The 17,145-nt window shown below is 64.1% G+C and carries 15 protein-coding genes and 3 pseudogenes; 3 read left to right on the forward strand and 15 right to left on the reverse strand.

Features of this window, described 5'->3' with window-relative positions:
- Position 1 precedes the first annotated feature (1 nt).
- The 13 genes and pseudogenes from CUR85_RS04860 to CUR85_RS04915 form a co-directional block, all read right to left on the reverse strand.
- Complete coding sequence (locus tag CUR85_RS04860; RefSeq protein ID WP_136720469.1) at positions 2 to 1,507, reverse strand: mannitol dehydrogenase family protein; 1,506 nt, start codon at positions 1,505 to 1,507, stop codon at positions 2 to 4.
- Between the two features lie 72 nt (positions 1,508 to 1,579).
- Entirely contained in the window at positions 1,580 to 2,584 is a 1,005-nt protein-coding gene (locus CUR85_RS04865; protein ID WP_136720470.1) for an ABC transporter ATP-binding protein, read from the reverse strand.
- A 15-nt stretch (positions 2,585 to 2,599) separates the two neighbouring features.
- A complete protein-coding gene (locus CUR85_RS04870) occupies positions 2,600 to 3,430 on the reverse strand; it encodes a carbohydrate ABC transporter permease (protein WP_136720471.1) in 831 nt (276 codons plus the stop codon).
- Between the two features lie 12 nt (positions 3,431 to 3,442).
- Positions 3,443 to 4,309, reverse strand: a complete 867-nt coding sequence (locus CUR85_RS04875; protein WP_136720472.1) for a carbohydrate ABC transporter permease — start codon at positions 4,307 to 4,309, stop codon at positions 3,443 to 3,445.
- A gap of 117 nt (positions 4,310 to 4,426) precedes the next feature.
- Entirely contained in the window at positions 4,427 to 5,731 is a 1,305-nt protein-coding gene (locus tag CUR85_RS04880; RefSeq protein ID WP_136720473.1) for an ABC transporter substrate-binding protein, read from the reverse strand.
- Between the two features lie 115 nt (positions 5,732 to 5,846).
- Entirely contained in the window at positions 5,847 to 6,878 is a 1,032-nt protein-coding gene (locus CUR85_RS04885; protein WP_067264013.1) for a LacI family DNA-binding transcriptional regulator, read from the reverse strand.
- 227 nt (positions 6,879 to 7,105) lie between these two features.
- Positions 7,106 to 7,680, reverse strand: a pseudogene (eda, locus tag CUR85_RS04890) (bifunctional 4-hydroxy-2-oxoglutarate aldolase/2-dehydro-3-deoxy-phosphogluconate aldolase); the annotation flags it as partial.
- A gap of 3 nt (positions 7,681 to 7,683) precedes the next feature.
- Positions 7,684 to 9,492 (reverse strand): phosphogluconate dehydratase, encoded by a 1,809-nt coding sequence (gene edd, locus CUR85_RS04895; RefSeq protein WP_067264006.1) that lies wholly within the window; start codon positions 9,490 to 9,492, stop codon positions 7,684 to 7,686.
- Positions 9,489 to 10,387 (reverse strand): annotated as a pseudogene (locus tag CUR85_RS20510) (glucose-6-phosphate dehydrogenase (NADP(+))). The gene edd and the pseudogene CUR85_RS20510 overlap by 4 nt, the downstream one beginning before the upstream one ends.
- 63 nt (positions 10,388 to 10,450) lie before the next feature.
- Positions 10,451 to 10,951: pseudogene (locus tag CUR85_RS20515) on the reverse strand (glucose-6-phosphate dehydrogenase); the annotation flags it as partial.
- 148 nt (positions 10,952 to 11,099) lie between these two features.
- Positions 11,100 to 12,026, reverse strand: a complete 927-nt coding sequence (locus CUR85_RS04905) for a carbohydrate kinase family protein (RefSeq protein ID WP_067264000.1) — start codon at positions 12,024 to 12,026, stop codon at positions 11,100 to 11,102.
- Positions 12,027 to 12,029: 3 nt separating this feature from the next.
- Complete coding sequence (locus CUR85_RS04910) at positions 12,030 to 13,157, reverse strand: ROK family transcriptional regulator (protein WP_082852037.1); 1,128 nt, start codon at positions 13,155 to 13,157, stop codon at positions 12,030 to 12,032.
- A gap of 199 nt (positions 13,158 to 13,356) precedes the next feature.
- Positions 13,357 to 14,427, reverse strand: a complete 1,071-nt coding sequence (locus CUR85_RS04915) for an alcohol dehydrogenase family protein (RefSeq protein ID WP_067263994.1) — start codon at positions 14,425 to 14,427, stop codon at positions 13,357 to 13,359.
- A gap of 88 nt (positions 14,428 to 14,515) precedes the next feature.
- Here CUR85_RS04915 and CUR85_RS04920 point away from each other — a divergent pair, with 88 nt between their 5' ends.
- The 3 genes from CUR85_RS04920 to CUR85_RS04930 are packed head-to-tail and all read left to right on the forward strand — an operon-like array spanning position 14,516 to position 16,002.
- Positions 14,516 to 14,680 (forward strand): TetR/AcrR family transcriptional regulator, encoded by a 165-nt coding sequence (locus tag CUR85_RS04920; protein ID WP_280322004.1) that lies wholly within the window; start codon positions 14,516 to 14,518, stop codon positions 14,678 to 14,680.
- Positions 14,662 to 15,048, forward strand: coding sequence for a hypothetical protein (locus tag CUR85_RS04925; RefSeq protein ID WP_280322006.1), 387 nt, complete (start codon positions 14,662 to 14,664; stop codon positions 15,046 to 15,048). Before CUR85_RS04920 ends, CUR85_RS04925 begins: the two co-directional genes overlap by 19 nt.
- An 18-nt stretch (positions 15,049 to 15,066) precedes the next feature.
- Complete coding sequence (locus CUR85_RS04930) at positions 15,067 to 16,002, forward strand: DMT family transporter (protein WP_067266966.1); 936 nt, start codon at positions 15,067 to 15,069, stop codon at positions 16,000 to 16,002.
- A 13-nt stretch (positions 16,003 to 16,015) separates the two neighbouring features.
- Here CUR85_RS04930 and CUR85_RS04935 read toward each other — a convergent pair whose 3' ends face one another.
- Together CUR85_RS04935 and CUR85_RS04940 are read right to left on the reverse strand one after the other, a co-directional pair.
- Positions 16,016 to 16,975 (reverse strand): 2-hydroxyacid dehydrogenase, encoded by a 960-nt coding sequence (locus CUR85_RS04935; RefSeq protein WP_067266964.1) that lies wholly within the window; start codon positions 16,973 to 16,975, stop codon positions 16,016 to 16,018.
- 3 nt (positions 16,976 to 16,978) lie between these two features.
- The gene (locus CUR85_RS04940; RefSeq protein ID WP_169306085.1) at positions 16,979 to 17,140 is read right to left on the reverse strand and encodes a hypothetical protein; all 162 of its coding nucleotides are present in this window, start codon (positions 17,138 to 17,140) and stop codon (positions 16,979 to 16,981) included.
- Positions 17,141 to 17,145 lie beyond the last annotated feature (5 nt).

Below are 17,145 nucleotides of genomic sequence, written 5' to 3' on the forward strand. Positions count from 1 at the left end.
CTTAGCCCGCCTTGCTGGCGCGATCGTTGCTCTCATCAACTTGCGTATAGGCGTTCATCGCCGCGACTGCGCCTGCGTCCCAGATGAGCGAGAGCCAAGCGACAAAGGCATCGCGGAACGCCTCGGCCTGCGCCAGATCACCGTAAAGGCGCTCTTGCTCAAGCCAGGCTTCGGGCCGTTCCCGCGCGGCCTGCGCCACGGCTTTCAGCGCGTCCCAGATCGGATCGTTGGCCACGATTTCGCTGCCATCTTCGCGCGTGCCCGCACACATCCGGGCCCAGAGCGCTTCGACCAAGGCCAAACCAGTAACCGAGCGCCCCGCCGCCAGTTGATCCCGCAGGATCGGCAGCACGAAGCCGGTGTGCCGGGCCGAACCGTCAAAGGCGACGCGGCGGGTGGTATCGACGATGCGCGGGTTCGAGAAGCGCTGTTCGATCAGATCGAGATAGGCCAGCGGCGTCATGCCCGGCACCGGGGCGACCGTCTGGGTGATCTCTTCAGCCTGCACGCGGTGGAACATCGCGCGGATCGGCGGATGCGCCATGGTGGCGGAAATCGTCTCGATCCCCAGCACCTCACCGACATTGGCCAAGACCTGATGGCCCGCGTTGAGGATGCGGATCTTCATTTTCTCATAGGCGTGCACCTCGTCCGAGAAGGTCGCCCCTACCTCGTCCCAATCCGGGCGGCCCGCGCAGAAATCGTCTTCGATCACCCATTGGCGGAAGGCTTCATGGGTGACGGGGGCGGCGTCGTTCACGCCGAACTCCCGCGCCTGCCCGATCTCGGCGGGGCCGGTGGCCGGGGCGATGCAATCGACCATGGAGTTGGGGAAACTGGCGTTTGCCTCGATCCAATCGGCCAGCGCCGGGTCGGACATGCGCGCCAGCGACACGACCGCTTGGCGCAGGATATCGCCATTGCCCTGCAGATTGTCACAGCTCAACCCGGTGAAAGGCCCCTGCCCCGCATCGCGGCGCAGCCGCAGGGCCGCGACGATGGCCCCAAAGGCGGTGCGTGGGGTTTCGGGATGGGCCGCGTCATGGATGATATCCGCGTGGGCCGCGTCGAACCCCTTGCTGACTGGGTCAATGTAATAGCCGCTTTCGGTGACGGTCAGCCCGACAATACGAATGGCCGGATCGGCCATGGCGCGGATCAGGGCGCCGTTGCCCTCTTCGATCGGCAAGTAGTCGATCATCGACCCCACAACCTCGGCCGAGGTCTGCGCGGGGTCGAGTTCGATCAGCGTCGTCAAACAATCCTGCGCCAAGAGCTTCTGGCGCATGGCCGCATCATAGGGGCGCACGCCCGCGCCGAGGATCGCCCAGTCATGCGCTTGGCCGTTCTGCATCAAGCGGTGCAGATACCACGCCTGATGCGCGCGGTGGAAATTGCCGACGCCGATATGCACGATACCGGGGGTCAGGGCGCTGCGGTCATAGCTGGGGTGGGCGATGTCGAGATCACCCAGCGTCGCGTTCGAAAGATCTACCAGTTTATCCATGATCCACATCCTTAAAGGGCCGCGCACCGGGGAAAGGGTGCGGGGGTCGGCCTGTCATTTCTGCCGCTTGCATTACTCGACCCGAAGGCCCTGCGCGTCGAACCGGTGCAGCTTGTCCGCCTGTGGGGTCAGGAAAATCCGATCCCCATGTCGGACCGACAACTCGCCATCCACGCGCACGGTCATCGGGTCGCAGCCCGCTACGCCATGGACGTGCAAGAAGGTGTCGGAGCCCAGATGCTCGGCCACGCCGATGGTGCCCTCCCATGCGCCTTCGGTGGTGGAGACGTCGAAATGCTCGGGCCGGATGCCGATGGTCGGCGCGCCGCGCGCTTCGGCTTCGGCACCCTTGATCAGGTTCATCTTGGGCGAGCCGATGAAGCCCGCGACGAATTCGTTGCGCGGCTTGTAGTAAAGCTCAAGCGGGGAGCCGACCTGTTCGATATGGCCCGCCCGCAGCACGACGATCTTGTCGGCCATGGTCATCGCTTCGACCTGATCGTGGGTGACGTAGATCATCGTCGTGGCCAGCCGCTTGTGCAGCTCGCTGATCTCAAGACGCATGCCCACCCGCAGCGCGGCGTCGAGGTTCGACAGCGGCTCGTCGAAAAGGAAAGCCGAAGGTTCGCGCACGATGGCACGGCCAATGGCGACCCTCTGGCGCTGACCGCCAGACAGTTGGCCCGGACGGCGGTCAAGGTAGTCGGTGAGGTTCAGCGCCTTGGCGGCGGCTTCGATCCGGCGCTGCTGTTCATCCGCCGGAACGCCCGCCATCTTCATCGGAAAGGCGATGTTCTTGCGCACCGACATATGCGGATAAAGCGCGTAGGATTGGAACACCATCGCCAAGCCCCGTTTCGCGGGCGGCACGTTAGTCGCATCGGTGCCGTCGATCTCGATATGGCCCGAGGTGATGTCTTCCAGCCCGGCGATCAGCCGCAGCAGGGTCGATTTACCGCAGCCCGAGGGGCCGACGAAGACCGTGAACTCGCCATCTTCGATGGTCAGATCAAGGGGCGGAATGACTTCCACATCGCCGAAGCTTTTGGAAACCTGATTGAGTTTGATTTGTCCCATGTGACTGTCCCTTGCTTACTTGACCGCGCCGAAAGTCAGGCCGCTGACGAGTTGTTTCTGGCTGAACCAGCCGAGGATGAGGATTGGCGCGATGGCCATGGTGGAAGCCGCGCTGAGCTTGGCGTAGAAGAGGCCCTCGGGGCTGGAATAGCTCGCGATGAAGGCGGTGAGCGGTGCGGCCTTGGCCGCAGTGAGGTTGAGCGTCCAGAAGGCTTCGTTCCATGCGAGGATGAAGTTCAACAGCAGGGTGGAGGCAATGCCCGGCACCGCCATAGGCGTGAGGACGTAAAGCACCTCTTCGCGCAGGCTTGCCCCATCCATCCGTGCCGCTTCCAAGATCTCACCGGGGATTTCGCGGAAGTAGGTGTAGAGCATCCAGACGATGATCGGCAGGTTGATGAGCATCAGGATGATGACCAGTGCGATCTTGCTGTCGAGCACGCCGAACTGGATGCAGAGCAGATAGATCGGGTAGAGCACGCCCACCGCGGGCAGCATCTTGGTTGAGAGCATCCAGAGCAGGATATCCTTGGTCCGCTTGCCGGGAACGAAGGCCATCGACCATGCGGCAGGCACCGCGATCATGATGCCAAGGATGGTCGAGCCGCCCGCGATGACGATGGAGTTCCACAGGAAGCGCCCGTAGTTCGACCGCTCAAGAACCGCCTCGTAATTCGCCAGCGTCCAGTCGAAGCCGAGGAAGATTGGCGGGTCGGCGATGGCCTGTGCTTCGGTCTTGAAGCTGGTAAGGATGGTCCAAAGGATGGGGAAGAAGATCAGGAAACCGATGCCCCAAGCGAGGGCCGTGTTGACGATCTTGCGTTGCCTTGTGACTGCGCGTGCCATGATGTCTCCTCCTCAGGCGTCCAGGTTCTTGCCGACGATGCGCATCAGGAAGATGGCGACGATATTGGCGAGAATGATTGCATAGACACCGCCCGCCGATCCGAGGCCGATGTTCTGGCTTTCCAGCACGCGCTGGAAGATGAGATAGGTCAGTGTTTTGGTGCCAAAGGCCCCGCCCGTGGTCACGAAAATCTCCGCGAAGATCGACAAGAGAAAGATCGTCTGGATCAGGATCACCACGGTGATCGCGCGGCCCAGATGCGGCAGGGTGATATAGGCGAAACGTTTGGTCACCGGCGCGCCGTCCATCTCGGCGGCGTCCAGCTGCTCGCGGTCGAGCGACTGGATCGCGGTAAGCAGGATCAGCGTCGCGAAGGGCAGCCATTGCCAGGATACGATGATGATGATCGACGACAGCGAAGCTTGGCTCATCCATTGCACTGGGGTGGCGCCAAAGAACTCCCACAGATGCGCGAAGAGACCATAGTTCGGGTCCATGAACATGTTCTTCCATACCAAAGCCGACACGGTGGGCATGACGAAGAAGGGCGCGATGACGAGGATGCGGACAAAGCCCTGCCCCCACATCGGCTGGTTCAACAGAAGGGCAAGCAGGATGCCGAGGCAGACCGTGATCGCCAGCACACCACCGACGATGATCAGCGTGGTCATCACCGAGGGCCAGAAGGAACTGGAGGTGACGAAGCGCACATAGTTGTCGAAGCCGACCCAACCCAGATCACCGCCGCGCATCGGCAGGTATTTCTTGAAAGAGAAGTAGAGCGTCATGGTCAGCGGGATGAGCATCCATCCAAGCAGCAAGACCACCGCCGGGGCCATCATCAGGCGTGCCGCTGATCGGGAATGTTGGGTAGCCATCGGGCACATCTCCTCTGCCGGCGGCGAATGCCGCGTTTAGGTGAAGGGTATCATATCGGGTGGTGGGGCGGAAAAGGGCGGCGCAGGCCGCCGCCCTTTAGACTGTGAAGCGGCGGCTTAACGGTAGCCTGCGGCTTCCATTGCGTCGTTGGTCAGGTCTTGAGCCTTCTCAAGCGCCTCTTCGACGGTCTGCTGACCGGCATAGGCGGCAGAGAACTCTTGGCTCACATCGGTCGCGATGCCTGCAAACTCGGGGATCGCGGCGAATTGCACACCAACGTAAGGCGTCGGATCGACGGTGGAGTTCTCAGGATCAGCCGAGAGGATCGAGTCGAGCGTCATCTGCGCAAAGGGCACTTTCTGGTACTCGGGGTTCTCGTAAAGCGACTTGCGCGCACCGGGAGGGACGTTCGCCCAGCCTTCGTTCTCGGCGACCATTTCGATATAGTCTTTCGAAGTGGCCCATTCGATGAACTCTTTCGCGGCGTCTTCTTTCTGGGTGCCCGCCGGGATTGCCAGCGCCCATGCCCAGAGCCAGTTGGAGCGTTTGCCAAGGCCCGTGTCCGGTGCCAGCGCAAAGCCAACCTTGTCGGCCACGGTGGAATCCTCGGGGTTGGTCACGAAGGAGGCCGCCACGGTGGCGTCGATCCACATGCCGCATTTGCCCTGTTGGAACAGCGAGAGGTTCTCGTTGAAGCCGTTGGAGGCATAGCCCGCCGGGCCGCTTTCATCCATCAGGTCTTTGTAGAAGTTGATCGTATTGGCCCATGCCTCGGTGTCGAACTGGGCATTCCAGTCTTCATCGAACCAGCGCGCGCCAAAGGAGTTGGACATCGCGGTGATCAGCGCACCGCCCTCGCCCCAACCGGCCTTGCCGCGCAGGCAGATGCCGTTGATGTCGTTCTCACGATCGGTCATGGCGGCGGCGGCTTCGCGGATGAATTCCCATGTCGGGTCTTTCGGCATTTCCATGCCGGCTTTCTCCATCAGATCCGTGCGGTACATGATCATGGAGCTTTCGCCATAGAACGGTGCCGCGTAAAGCGTGCCGTCGTGGCTCAGACCACCGGCCATGGCGGGCAGGATATCGTCTGCGTCGTATTCTTCGCTGAGGTCGTCCAGCGGCACCAGCCAGCCGTTCGCGCCCCAGATCGGCGTCTCATACATGCCGATGGTCATGATGTCGAAAGAGCCACCCTTGGTCGAGATGTCGGTGGTGACGCGCTGGCGCAGCACGTTCTCTTCCAAGGTGACCCACTCCACTTCGTGGCCGGTCTCTTCGGTGAATTTGTCGGTATAGCCTTGCATGCGGATCATGTCGCCGTTGTTCACGGTGGCGATGGTGATCGTCTCGGCAACCGCGCCGCCCGCCATGATCAGGCCCAAGGCCGTCGCGGCGTAAAGTGATTTATCGCAGAACATCGATAGTTCCTCCCTCTATAGATGATGAACCGAGACTAACGACCTACGCAACGCGCAGTCAAATTAAATTTTACGCGCGATAACTATTTTCTGAGCAACTTGCGAACTCAATGACTTAGGCAGAGGCGCGCATCACCAGCTTGCCGTCAAATAGCGTTTCCTCGCGCTCGGTCAGCCGGGTTTCGCTTTCGATGATGCGAAACAGGGTACTGGCGGCACGATTCGCGATGGCCCCGTAATCCTGCGCGATGGTGGTCAGCGGCGGGCAAGTATAGCGCGAAAACGGGTGGTCGTCCTGCCCCGCGATCCGCATGGCGCAATCCTTGCCATGCCCCACGCGCAGCCCCATCCCATAGGCCGCCGAGAGCATCCCGATGGCCAGTCGGTCGTTCGAGCAAAGCACCGTATCCGTCTCGAACGCCCCCGCCGAGATCAGCTTGCCGCCCTCGGTCGCGCCGATCTCTTCAAAGTTCCAGCCCTCTCCCGGCACCTGATGGATATGCGGCGCAAAACCGTGCCGCTCCATCGCTTCCAGATAGGCTTGGCGGCGCTTGTTGGCGTTGGGGTTGCTGGGGGTCTTCATCTCGAAAAAACAGGGCGGCTCACCGCTGCGGCAGAGGTATTCGACGATCAAATCAACGCTTTGGAAGTTGTCGGTGCCGACGAAAGCCTCGCAAACCCCTTCGACATTGGCGTCAAAGGTCACCACCGGCACATCCTTGCAAAAGCGCGCGATCTCGTCACGGTCCGAGGCTTTGCCGAAGGGCGCCAGCAGCACGCCTGCCGGTTTCAGCGCCCGAAGCGAGTCGAGATTGGCGCGCTCCTGCGCCGGGTTGCCGTGCGAGCTGAGCAAAATCGGGCTATAGCCCTCGGCCAGACAGGCCAGTTCCACCTCGCGGCCAATCTCGGAAAAGAACGGGTCGGCGAGGTTGGGCACGACCACGCCGATGTTGCGGGTTTTGCGGCGGTTCTGGTTCACCGCATAGACGTTCGGGCGATAGTCATACTGGCTGAGCGCCGCTTCGATCCGCTCCCGGGTCGAGCGCCGCACGCTGTCGGCATCGTTAAAGTATTTCGACAGGGTGGGCCGCGAAATGCCGCTCACGGCGGCAAACTCCTCCATATTGCGGATCTTCTGCTGGCCCATCTTAACCCACCCTTGACAAAACGCTGCGCGCGTAAACTAAAGTCAATATAGAGATAAGTTCGTCCAGCCAGCAAGGGTTTGGTGGCGTCAGGCTTTCCGAGACCCTCTGGGGGGCAACGGAAAGCCCGCGCTCGGCCCCCTTCTCCGGGTTAACCGGCCTTGCCCAGTTGCGCCGCGGCGCGGGCCAGCGCTTCGATCCCCGCCCAGTCCCCGGCATCGATCAGCTTCTTCGGGGCGACCCAACTGCCGCCCGCGCAAAGCACATTTGGCAGGCTCAGATAGCTTTCCGCATTGTCGGGGCTGACCCCGCCCGTCGGGCAGAAGGTGATCTGCGGCAGGGGCGCGCCAATGGCCTTGAGCGCAGGCGCACCGCCCGAGGCTTCGGCGGGAAAGAACTTCAGCATGTCATAGCCGCGCTCCAACAGCCGCATCGCCTCGCTCGCCGTGGCGGCACCGGCCAGCAGGGGAAGTTCTTCCTCCTCGCAGGCCGCGATCAACGCGTCGGTGGCACCGGGCGAGACGCCAAAGGTCGCCCCTGCCCGTTTCGCCGCGCGCACGTCTTCGGGGGTGACCAGCGTCCCCGCCCCCACATGACCCCCGCGACTTCGGCCATGGCGGCAACCGCGTCGAGGGCGGCAGGGGTGCGCAGAGTCACTTCCAAAGCGGGCAGCCCGCCCGCGACCAGCGCCTCGGCCAAGGGGCGGGCGTCGGCGACATCTTCGATCACCAACACGGGCACGATCGGGGCAAGCGCACAGATTTCACGGGTGCGACGGCTGGCGTCTTTTGCAGTAAGGGTCATGGATCAACCTCCAAAAATGGTTGCGCCGGTGGTAGCAGAACCGACTGTGTCGCGGAACATAGCGAACAACTCGCGCCCCGTCCCGGCATGATAAGCAGAAAGATCAGCGGTGACGTTGGAACGGTCGTCGAATCCTTCGGCCAGCACGTCGAGCGTCCCCGCCACCGCATCGACGCGCAGCAGATCACCGTCCTGCACCCGCGCGATGGGGCCACCGTCGACCGCCTCGGGGCTGACGTGGATCGCCGCAGGCACCTTGCCCGACGCGCCCGACATGCGCCCATCGGTGACCAGCGCCACCTTCTGCCCGCGCCCCTGAAGGATCGACAGAAGCGGCGTCAGGCTGTGCAATTCGGGCATGCCGTTGGCTTTAGGGCCTTGGAAACGGACGACGACGACCAGATCGCCGGTCAGCTCTCCGGCCTTGAAAGCCGCCTTCACCTCGTTCTGGTCTGCAAAGACTCGCGCCGGGGCTTCGATAACGTGATGTTCGGGCGCCACGGCAGAGACCTTCATACAGGCGGTGCCGAGCGACCCGGCCATGCGGCGCAGCCCGCCGGTGGGCTGGAAAGGATCGCTGGCGGGGCGGAGGATTTTCTCGTTCAGGCTCTCGCCTGCGCCCTTTTCCCAAACCAGCCCATCGGCCTTCAGCTTCGGCTCGGCGGTGTAATGCTCCAACCCCTGCCCGGCGACGGTCTGGGTGTCGGGATGCAGATGGCCGGAGTTGAGCAATTCGCCGATCATATAGCCCAAGCCCCCGGCGGCGTGGAAATGGTTCACATCCGCCAGACCGTTGGGATAGACCCGCGCCAACAGCGGCGTGACGTCAGAGATGTCCGAGAAATCCTCCCAATCCAGAATGATCCCCCCAGCCCGCGCCATGGCGATGAGGTGGATCAGCAGGTTGGTCGACCCGCCCGTGGCGTTGAGGCCGACGATCCCGTTCACGAAGGCCTTTTCGTCCAGAACCGAGGCGACGGGCGTGTAATCATTGCCCAAAGCGCTCAGCGCCAGCGCGCGTTTCGCGCCTTCTTGGGTCAGCGCATCGCGCAGCAGCCCGTTCGGCGGCACAAAGCTCGCCCCCGGCAGGTGCAGCCCCATGAACTCCATCAACATCTGGTTGGTGTTGGCAGTGCCGTAGAAAGTGCAGGTGCCCGGCCCGTGATAGGCGGCCATCTCGGCGGCCATCAGCGCGTCGCGCCCGACTTCGCCCGCGGCGAACTGCTGGCGCACCTTGGCTTTCTCATCATTCGACAGCCCGCTTTCCATCGGCCCGGCAGGCAGGAAGACGGCCGGCAAATGGCCGAAAGCCTGCGCCGCAATCACCAGCCCCGGCACGATCTTGTCGCAAACACCAAGGAAAACCGCGGCGTCAAATGTGTTGTGGCTGAGCGCCACCGAGGCCGCCAAGGCGATCACATCGCGCGAGAAAAGCGACAGTTCCATCCCCGCTTCGCCTTGGGTCACCCCGTCGCACATGGCGGGCACCCCGCCCGCGACCTGCGCGGTGCCGCCCGCCGCCCGCACGGCCTCGCGGATCAGATCGGGGTAGCGCTCAAACGGCTGATGCGCCGAGAGCATGTCGTTATAGGTCGTCACGATCCCGAGGTTGCCCGCGCTGGTGGTTGCCAGCCGGTCCTTATCCGCGCCAGAGGCGGCATAGGCATGGGCCTGCCCGCTACAGGACAGATGCGCGCGGGCCGGACCCTTGGCGCGGGCGGCTTCCATCCGGTCGAGGTAAGGCCGCCGGGTCGCCTCGCTGCGGGCGATGATACGGTCGGTGACGCGGTCAATCGTGGAATGCAGGGTCATGTCTCGTCCTTTCGTGTGATCTCGCGCCAGCGGCGGCCGTCGCGGTGCATCAGCATCAGCGCCTCTTCGGGGCCGGAGCTGCCGGGGTCATAGGGGTACGGGGGTTGCCGGGTCTCTTCCCAGCCGTGAATGATCGGATCGGCCCAAGCCCAAGCGGCTTCGACCTCGTCCCCGCGCATGAAGAGCGTTTGATCGCCGCGGATCACATCCATGATCAGCCGCTCATAGGCGTCCTGCGGGGTGCCCTGTTCGCCCAAGGCATCGGCAAAGGTCATATCCAGCGCCACTTCGGCCAGACGCATCCCGCCGGGGCCGGGGTCTTTGATGGTGTTGCGCAGGGTGATGCCCTCATCCGGTTGCAACCGGATGATCAGCGCGTTGCCCTTGTGGCCCTCCGTCGCGGGGAAGATCATATGCGGCGGGTCGCGGAAGATCACCGCGATCTCGGAACTGCGCCCGCGCAGCTTCTTGCCCGTGCGCAGGTAGAACGGTGTGCCCGCCCACCGCCAGTTGGCGATCTTCACCTTCATCGCGACGAAGCTTTCGGTGCGGCTGTCGGGGTCGCCCGCATGGTCGCGGTAGCTGCCCGCGCCATTGGCGGCGCGGTACTGGCCGCGAGCAATGTCCTTCTGCGCCACCGGCTCCAGCGCCTCGATCACCTTCACCTTTTCGTCGCGCACCGCGTTGGGGTCAAAGCGCGAGGCGGCTCCATCGCCGTCAGACACAGCAGTTGCATCAGGTGGTTCTGCACCATGTCGCGCATGGCGCCGGATTTGTCGTAATATTCGCCCCGCCCTTCGACACCGAGGCTCTCGGACACGGTGATCTGCACATGGTCGATATGGGTGGAATTCCACAAGGGCTCCCACAGCGCATTGGCGAAACGCAGCGCCATGAGGTTCTGCACCGTCTCTTTGCCAAGGTAATGGTCGATCCGGTAAATCTGGCTTTCGTCGAAATTGGCACGCAAGTCGGCGTTCAGCGCCTGCGCGGTTTCCAAATCATGGCCAAAGGGCTTTTCGACGACGATGCGGCTCTCGGCTGTGGCGATGCCGTGATCATGCAGCTTGCCACCAATCGTGCCGAAGAGCGACGGCGAGACCGAGAGGTAGAAGGCCCGCACGACATCATCGCGCAACACGTCTTTAAGGTCCGCCCAGCCTGCATCACCCGATGCATCCACGCGAACGTAATGCACCATGCCAAGGAATTGCTCCAAGGCGGCACTCTCTTGGGCGAGCTTGGGGGCGAACTCCAGCAGGCTGTCGCGGATCATCTTGCGAAAGGCCTCGGCGTGAAGCTCGGAACGGGCCGCGCCGACAATCCGCGCAGCCTCTGGCATCTGGCCGACGATAAAGCGGTGGAACAGACCGGGCAGGATCTTGCGCCGGGCGAGATCGCCGGTCGCGCCGAAAATGACGAGGTCGAAAGGATCAACGGGGATTACGCGCGATACCATGGGGTCAGCCCTCCTGCCTGCGCAGGCGCGCTACGGCACCCTGTTTTCGATTGCCCAAAGCCATCACCACCCCTTCGCGCCCTCCTCCGGGCGGCCACTGGTAGCGCTAACATATCTGAGCGAAAAAGATAGGCGGTTCTTCAACATTTCATATTTCCTCTACCCAAGGCGGGTTCGCCCCGGCCCGCGAAACGGTCACGGCGGCAACCCGCGCGCCATAGGCCAGCGCTTCGGAAAGCACCTCTGGCGCAAGGGTGCCGAGAGCGGATTTATGCAACTGCCGAAGCTCCGACATCTTGGCCAGAACGCCTGCATTGAACGTGTCGCCCGCGCCGACCGTATCAACGATTTCGGCTTTCACGGCGGGCACTTGCACCTCTTCGCCATTCGCCAGATAGCCCGTCGCCCCCTCGCCCCCGCGGGTCAGGATGACAACCGATGGCCCCTTCTCTAACAACTCGGCCACCTTGTCGCGCAGCGACAGCGGCGCGGGGTTGATCCAGTTCAGATCCTCATCCGACACTTTCACGATATCCGACAGCGCCAGCATCCGGTCGAGCCTTTGGCGATAGCGTTCGATATCCTTGATGAAACCGGGGCGGATGTTGGGGTCGATCATCACCGCGCGGCCCTCGGCGTTGCGCGCCAACAGCTCGGCATAGGCATCCGCCCCCGGCTCGCAGGCCAGACTGATCCCGCCAAAATAAAGCGCCGAAACCTCGCCGGACAAGGCGGGCATATCCTCGGGCGTGATCATCCGCCCGGCGGAGTTTTCGTCATAGAAATCATAGGTCGCATGGCCGCCCACCAGCCGCACGAAGGCCAGCGTCGTCGGACGGTCGGACAGGACAACATGCGACACATCCACATGGCTTGCCTTCAACCCGTCGACCAACAGCCGCCCGAACATATCCGACGACAGGCCCGAGAGCATACCCACCTGCGCGCCGAGCCGCCCCAATGCGATGGCCGTGTTGAACACCGCCCCGCCCGCATGGGGCACAAAGCCATCGGGGCCCGCCTTGGTTGGGGTTGGGATCATATCGATCAGGGCTTCTCCGCAGCAAAGGATCATCTGTCAGCCTTTCAAAAATGCGTCACGGTCGACGAGGAAACGGTCCGAAAGCGGCAGGCTCGCCGCACCGAGCGCGCGGGCGTCGCTGCCGACGGTGCCTTCGCGCAATTCGGGAAGGGTGACGCCCGGGAGGGGCCGGCCGGAAAGGTGGCGGCGGGTGCGGGCGACCAATTCGGCGCGAACCTCTGCGGGCACCGACCCGTCGATCATCACCGTGTCGAAATCAATCAGACATGTCGCGGCCCGGATCGCCTGCGCCAATGCCTCGGTCGTGCTGTCGAGCCATGGGTGCAAGATGTCATCGCCAAAGCCCCAAGCCGCCGGATCGCTCCACGGCGCGCGGCGGGTCTCTCCGGCCTTTTGCAAGGCGCCCTCCAAAGTCGCCAAGGAAGCCACATCGACCAATTGCCGCGCCGCATCCCCGGCCAACGGCATGGAGCCGAGCGCCCCGGCATTGCCGCTTTTGCCGGTGTAGAGCTTGCTGTCCAGCACCAGCCCGCCGCCGACGAAATAGCCGATGTAGAAATAGAGGAAATCACGCGGCTTGTCCTGCGCGCCAAAGACCAGTTCCGCCCCACAAGCGGCAGAGGTGTCATTGCAGATATAGATCGGCAGATCGACTAGTTCCGCCAAAGCCGCTTCGATATCAAAGGTCTGCCACGCGCTCAGATCGCCGCCCGCGACTTCCCATTCCCAGATGCCAAACGGCAGGGCCACGCCCATCCCGGCCACCCGCGCCTGCTGCTCGGCGGAGAGGGAGGCAAGCGCGTCCTGCAAAGCGCGCGCGGCAAAGGCCATGACCACATCGGGCGTGGGATGGGCGTAGGTCTCGCTGCTGTGGCGGGTCACCTGCCCTTCGAAATCGGTCAGGATCAATTCGACGCTGCGCCGCCCGACCTTCAGCCCCAGAAAAAACGCGCCCTCGGCGTTCAGGCTGATCGGCACCGATGGCTGCCCCACCCGGCCCCGCACCCGCGCGCCTTTCTTCAGCAGACCCTCGGCTTCGAGGGCGCGCATGATGACGGAGACGGTCTGCGCCGAGAGGCCCGTGAGCCGGGCAATCTCGGCCTTGGACGTCGGCCCGCTGCGCCGGATGAGCGACAGGACCAGCCGTTCGTTATAGGCCCGCATCCCGCTCTGGTTCGAGCCGCGTGCGGCGCGGTCGGCGACTGTCTGTAGCTGCTGCAAACTGGCCTCCCCCCCGGTTCATGCGGCGTTTCACCGGAGAAATCCCAGATGGGAGCAAGTGAGTCAACGCTTAAATCAATCTGATTGACTTATTGCGCGATGAAGGGCCGACCGCCCAGAGACGAGCGGCCCGCTTTTGCGGTTAATCCGCCACCGTGATCCCGATTTTCCCCATATGGGACTTTTCGATGAACGCCTCCTGCGCCTGTTTCAGATCGCGCAGCGCATAGCTTTCCGCCACGACAGGCCGGATTTCCCCGCGTTCGATATAGCCCACCAGATCGGCAAAAACGCTCGGCTCTTGCCGGGTGCTGCCCATCAGGGTCAGGTCCTTGAGGTAGAGCGTGCGCAGGTCCAACTCCACGATCGGCCCGGCAATCGCGCCCGAGGTCACATAGCGCCCGCGCGTCACCAGCGCGTCGAGCAGTTTGGGCCAACCCGCCCCTCCGACGAGGTCGAGCACCACGTCATAGCTGTCCTCCGGCAGGGCCGCATCCCGGTCGAACGTCTCATCCGCGCCAAGCGCCTTCAGCGCCTCCATCTTGCCGGGGCTGGTCACCGCCGTCACATGCGCGCCGCGCCGTTTCGCCAGTTGCACCGCCGCAGAGCCGACCCCGCCCGAGGCGCCGGTGATCAACACACGCTCGGCCCCCAAAGCGGCCCGCTGGATCATCCCCTCGGCAGTCGAAAAGGCGCAGGGAAAGGAGGCGAGCTCAACGTCTGTGAGGGGGCTGTCGACCCGCAGCGCGTTGCTGGCCTCGGCGGTGGCATATTCCGCAAAACCGCCGTCTCGCTCCGATCCGAAGGTAACGAGATCATCCGGCCCCGCGCCCGCAGGGCTGTACATGGGCCGGATCAGAACCCGCTCGCCGATGCGGCCTTGATCGACACCCGTGCCCACGGCCACGACCTCTCCGCAGCAATCGGCCCCTTGGATGCGCGGAAAACTCAGTGCGCCAGACCAGCCGCCATCGGCGTCCGACGCGCCGCCGTAGCCCTCGCTCGCCGCCGAGCCGGTGTCGCCGCGCACCGCTTTGGAATACCAGCCTGTGCGGGTGTTCACATCCGTGTTGTTCACCGCCGCCGCGCCGACGCGAACCAGAACCTCCCCGGCGGCGGGCTTTGGCAGCGCGACATCCTCGCGCCACTCCAGCTTGTCCAAGCCGCCATGGCCGGTCAGCAGCATCGCTTTCATGGTCTTCGGTAGGGTCATCGCTCGGGCTCCTTCAGCGGCAGAATGGTAAAGTGTAGAATGATTGCTCTACTTGCGTAGGTAGAGCGCCCCCTCTACATCGTCAAGCATGACAGATACCAAAAGCAAGATCGCCGCCGGGCTGGAACGTGCCTTTGCCACCCGCGGCTTTGCCGACCCCAGCGTCGAAGACCTGCGCGATGCGGCCGGGGTGAGCCTGCGCACGCTCTACAAATACACCCCTCTCGCGCCGAAATGGTACTGGCCGCGCTAGAGAACCGGCAACAACGCTATCTGGCGCTGGTCTTCGGCGATCTGCCCGAGACCCCGACCGAGGCGCTGGAGACAATTCTGGCCCGCGTCGGGCAGTGGATGGAGACGGAAACCTCGCACGGCTGCCTGTTCCACGCCGCCGTGGCCGCCGATCCCGGCAGCGAAAAACTGCACGCCTTGCTCTCGCGCCATAAGGCCGAGGTCGCGGCCAAAGCCGCCGCAGCCGCCAATATGCCGGGTGCGGAGACTGAGTTGCTGCTGATCCTCGAAGGGCTCACGCAGACTTGGCCGCTGCGCGGGGCGCAGGCGGTGACCGCCGCGCAGCATTTGGCCAAAACGCTGCTGCGCGATGCGCGCCAGCACCAATGACATGCTAGGGACGTTTTCATGATGCAAGGCCACCGCTGGGGCGTGATCGCCATCCTTTTCGCCGCTGTGGTCTGGGGCACGACCGGCACCGCCGCCACCTTCGCCCCCGAGGTCAGCGCCGCCGCCATCGGTGCCGCTGCCATGGGGCTGGGCGGGATCGCACAGGCCCTCTGCGCCGGGCGGGGCATCCTGAACCAACGGCGGCGGCTCTGGCAACAGCGCCGCCTTCTGGTCATCGGGGCGCTGGCCGTGGCGATCTATCCGCTGGCCTTTTACGGCGCGATGCGGCTGGCGGGGGTGACGGTGGGGACGGTCATCACCATCGGCTCTGCCCCGCTGCTCTCGGCGCTGATCGAATACCTGTTGGATGGCCGCCGCCTGACCCTGCGCTGGTCCTTCGGGGCGGCGGTCGGGCTGATCGGCATGGGGTTGATCTGCTTGGCCGAGGGCGATGCCCATGGCAGCGCGGTAAGCGCACCTTCCGTCCCTCTGGGCGTTTTGCTGGGTCTGATCGGCGGCTTCACCTACGCGCTTTATTCGTGGAGCGCGCGCCGGATGATGCTGCAAGGCACCCGCTCTGCCGTGGCCATGGGGGCGACCTTTGGGCTGGGCGGGCTCTTGCTGATGCCGGTGCTGGCGGTTTCAGGCGGGGTGTTTCTGGCCTCTTGGACCAACGCCGCGGTGGGGCTCTACATGGCCGCCGTGCCGATGTTTCTGGGCTATATCGCCTTCGGCTACGGCCTTGCCCGGGTTGAGGCGAGCACGGCCACCGTGATCACCTTGTTCGAGCCGGTCGTCGCGGCGGTGCTGGCCGTGGTCATCGTGGGCGAACGCCTGCCCCCGCTGGGCTGGGTCGGCGTGGCGCTGGTGATCGGCTGTTTGGCCATCATCACCCTGCCCGCCCCGCGACGGCTGCGGCGGCACACACCTGCCCCGCCGCCGCGCGCCACCTAGGCGGCCGCTGCCGCTAAAGCTGATCCGGCGGCGTCTCACCCCGGAAAAAGTGGTCGAGATTGTCCAGCGCCTTGAAACCCATCGCATCACGGGTGGCCACGGTGGCGCTACCGACATGGGGCATCATCATCACGTTATCATGGGCCGCAAAGGCCGGGTTGCCGCCCGGCTCGGTCACGAAGCAATCCAACCCCGCCGCGCCGACATGGCCCGAGGTAAGCGCGTCGAGCAGCGCCGCCTCCTCCACCAGATTGCCCCGCGCGGTGTTTACGATCACGCAGCCCTTGGGCAGCCGCGCCAAACGCGCGGCGTTCATCAGGCCCACCGTCTCGGGCGTGGCGGGGCAGTGCAGCGAGAGGAAATCCGAGACCGCCAGCAGGTCGTCCAATTCGGCGTGATAAGTCGCCCCCGCCTCCGCTTCCGGGTCAAGACGGCGGCGGTTGTGGTAATGTATTTCCATGTCCAGCCCCCGCGCCTTGCGGGCAAAGGCCCGGCCCACGCCGCCCATCCCGATGATGCCAAGCCGCGCGCCGGAAAGCTGTTTGCCCACCAGCATCGCAGGCGACCACGACTGCCACTGCCCGCTGCGCACCAGCCGGTCCCCGGCAACCGCGTGACGGGCCGCCCCCAGCATCAACATCAGCGCCAGTTCCGCCGTGGCATCCGACAGAACACCGGGCGTGTTCGTCACCACGATCCCCCGCGCCTTGAGGCTGGGCAGATCGCAGTGATCGACGCCCACGGAATGGTTCGCGATGATCTTGAGCCGGGGGTCGAGCCGGGCCACCACCTCGGCGCTGAAATGTTCGGAATGACAGGGGATCATGCCATCGACACGCGCGCTCATCGCGATGATGTCCTCGGCGTTGCCGGGCTTGTCGGCGGGGTCCCAGATCACCTCGTAATCCCGCCGCGCGCGGTCGAGCGTGGCCTCTGACAGCTGCCGGGTGATCCAAATGACGGGTTTGCCCATGGCTCAGTCCCGATCTTTCCGGCTGGAGGTGAAAAAGTCATAGGCCACAAAAGCCAGCGTCACTGCGACGATGATGATCAGGTCGATGCTGGGCACCTCAACGGCGAGGATCAGCAAAAACACCGCAATCGCGGCAAAGGCGAGCAGGGCAAGTAGGCGGTTCATGGTCT

The organism is Sulfitobacter faviae, from assembly GCF_029870955.1.
Taxonomy (GTDB): domain Bacteria; phylum Pseudomonadota; class Alphaproteobacteria; order Rhodobacterales; family Rhodobacteraceae; genus Sulfitobacter; species Sulfitobacter faviae.

Excerpts from the sequence above, each read along its gene's own strand:
- CUR85_RS04910 (WP_082852037.1), bottom strand. The coding sequence starts at position 13,157 with ATGCGGGCCTATAACGAACGGCTGGTCCTGTCGCTCATCCGGCGCAGC.
- CUR85_RS04905 (WP_067264000.1), bottom strand. The coding sequence starts at position 12,026 with ATGATCCTTTGCTGCGGAGAAGCCCTGATCGATATGATCCCAACCCCA.
- CUR85_RS04880 (WP_136720473.1), bottom strand. The coding sequence starts at position 5,731 with ATGTTCTGCGATAAATCACTTTACGCCGCGACGGCCTTGGGCCTGATC.
- CUR85_RS04925 (WP_280322006.1), top strand. The coding sequence starts at position 14,662 with ATGGTACTGGCCGCGCTAGAGAACCGGCAACAACGCTATCTGGCGCTG.
- CUR85_RS04860 (WP_136720469.1), bottom strand. The coding sequence starts at position 1,507 with ATGGATAAACTGGTAGATCTTTCGAACGCGACGCTGGGTGATCTCGAC.
- CUR85_RS04885 (WP_067264013.1), bottom strand. The coding sequence starts at position 6,878 with ATGGGCCAGCAGAAGATCCGCAATATGGAGGAGTTTGCCGCCGTGAGC.
- CUR85_RS04875 (WP_136720472.1), bottom strand. The coding sequence starts at position 4,309 with ATGGCTACCCAACATTCCCGATCAGCGGCACGCCTGATGATGGCCCCG.
- CUR85_RS04940 (WP_169306085.1), bottom strand. The coding sequence starts at position 17,140 with ATGAACCGCCTACTTGCCCTGCTCGCCTTTGCCGCGATTGCGGTGTTT.
- CUR85_RS04935 (WP_067266964.1), bottom strand. The coding sequence starts at position 16,975 with ATGGGCAAACCCGTCATTTGGATCACCCGGCAGCTGTCAGAGGCCACG.
- CUR85_RS04865 (WP_136720470.1), bottom strand. The coding sequence starts at position 2,584 with ATGGGACAAATCAAACTCAATCAGGTTTCCAAAAGCTTCGGCGATGTG.
- CUR85_RS04930 (WP_067266966.1), top strand. The coding sequence starts at position 15,067 with ATGATGCAAGGCCACCGCTGGGGCGTGATCGCCATCCTTTTCGCCGCT.
- CUR85_RS04915 (WP_067263994.1), bottom strand. The coding sequence starts at position 14,427 with ATGACCCTACCGAAGACCATGAAAGCGATGCTGCTGACCGGCCATGGC.
- edd (WP_067264006.1), bottom strand. The coding sequence starts at position 9,492 with ATGACCCTGCATTCCACGATTGACCGCGTCACCGACCGTATCATCGCC.
- CUR85_RS04920 (WP_280322004.1), top strand. The coding sequence starts at position 14,516 with ATGACAGATACCAAAAGCAAGATCGCCGCCGGGCTGGAACGTGCCTTT.
- CUR85_RS04870 (WP_136720471.1), bottom strand. The coding sequence starts at position 3,430 with ATGGCACGCGCAGTCACAAGGCAACGCAAGATCGTCAACACGGCCCTC.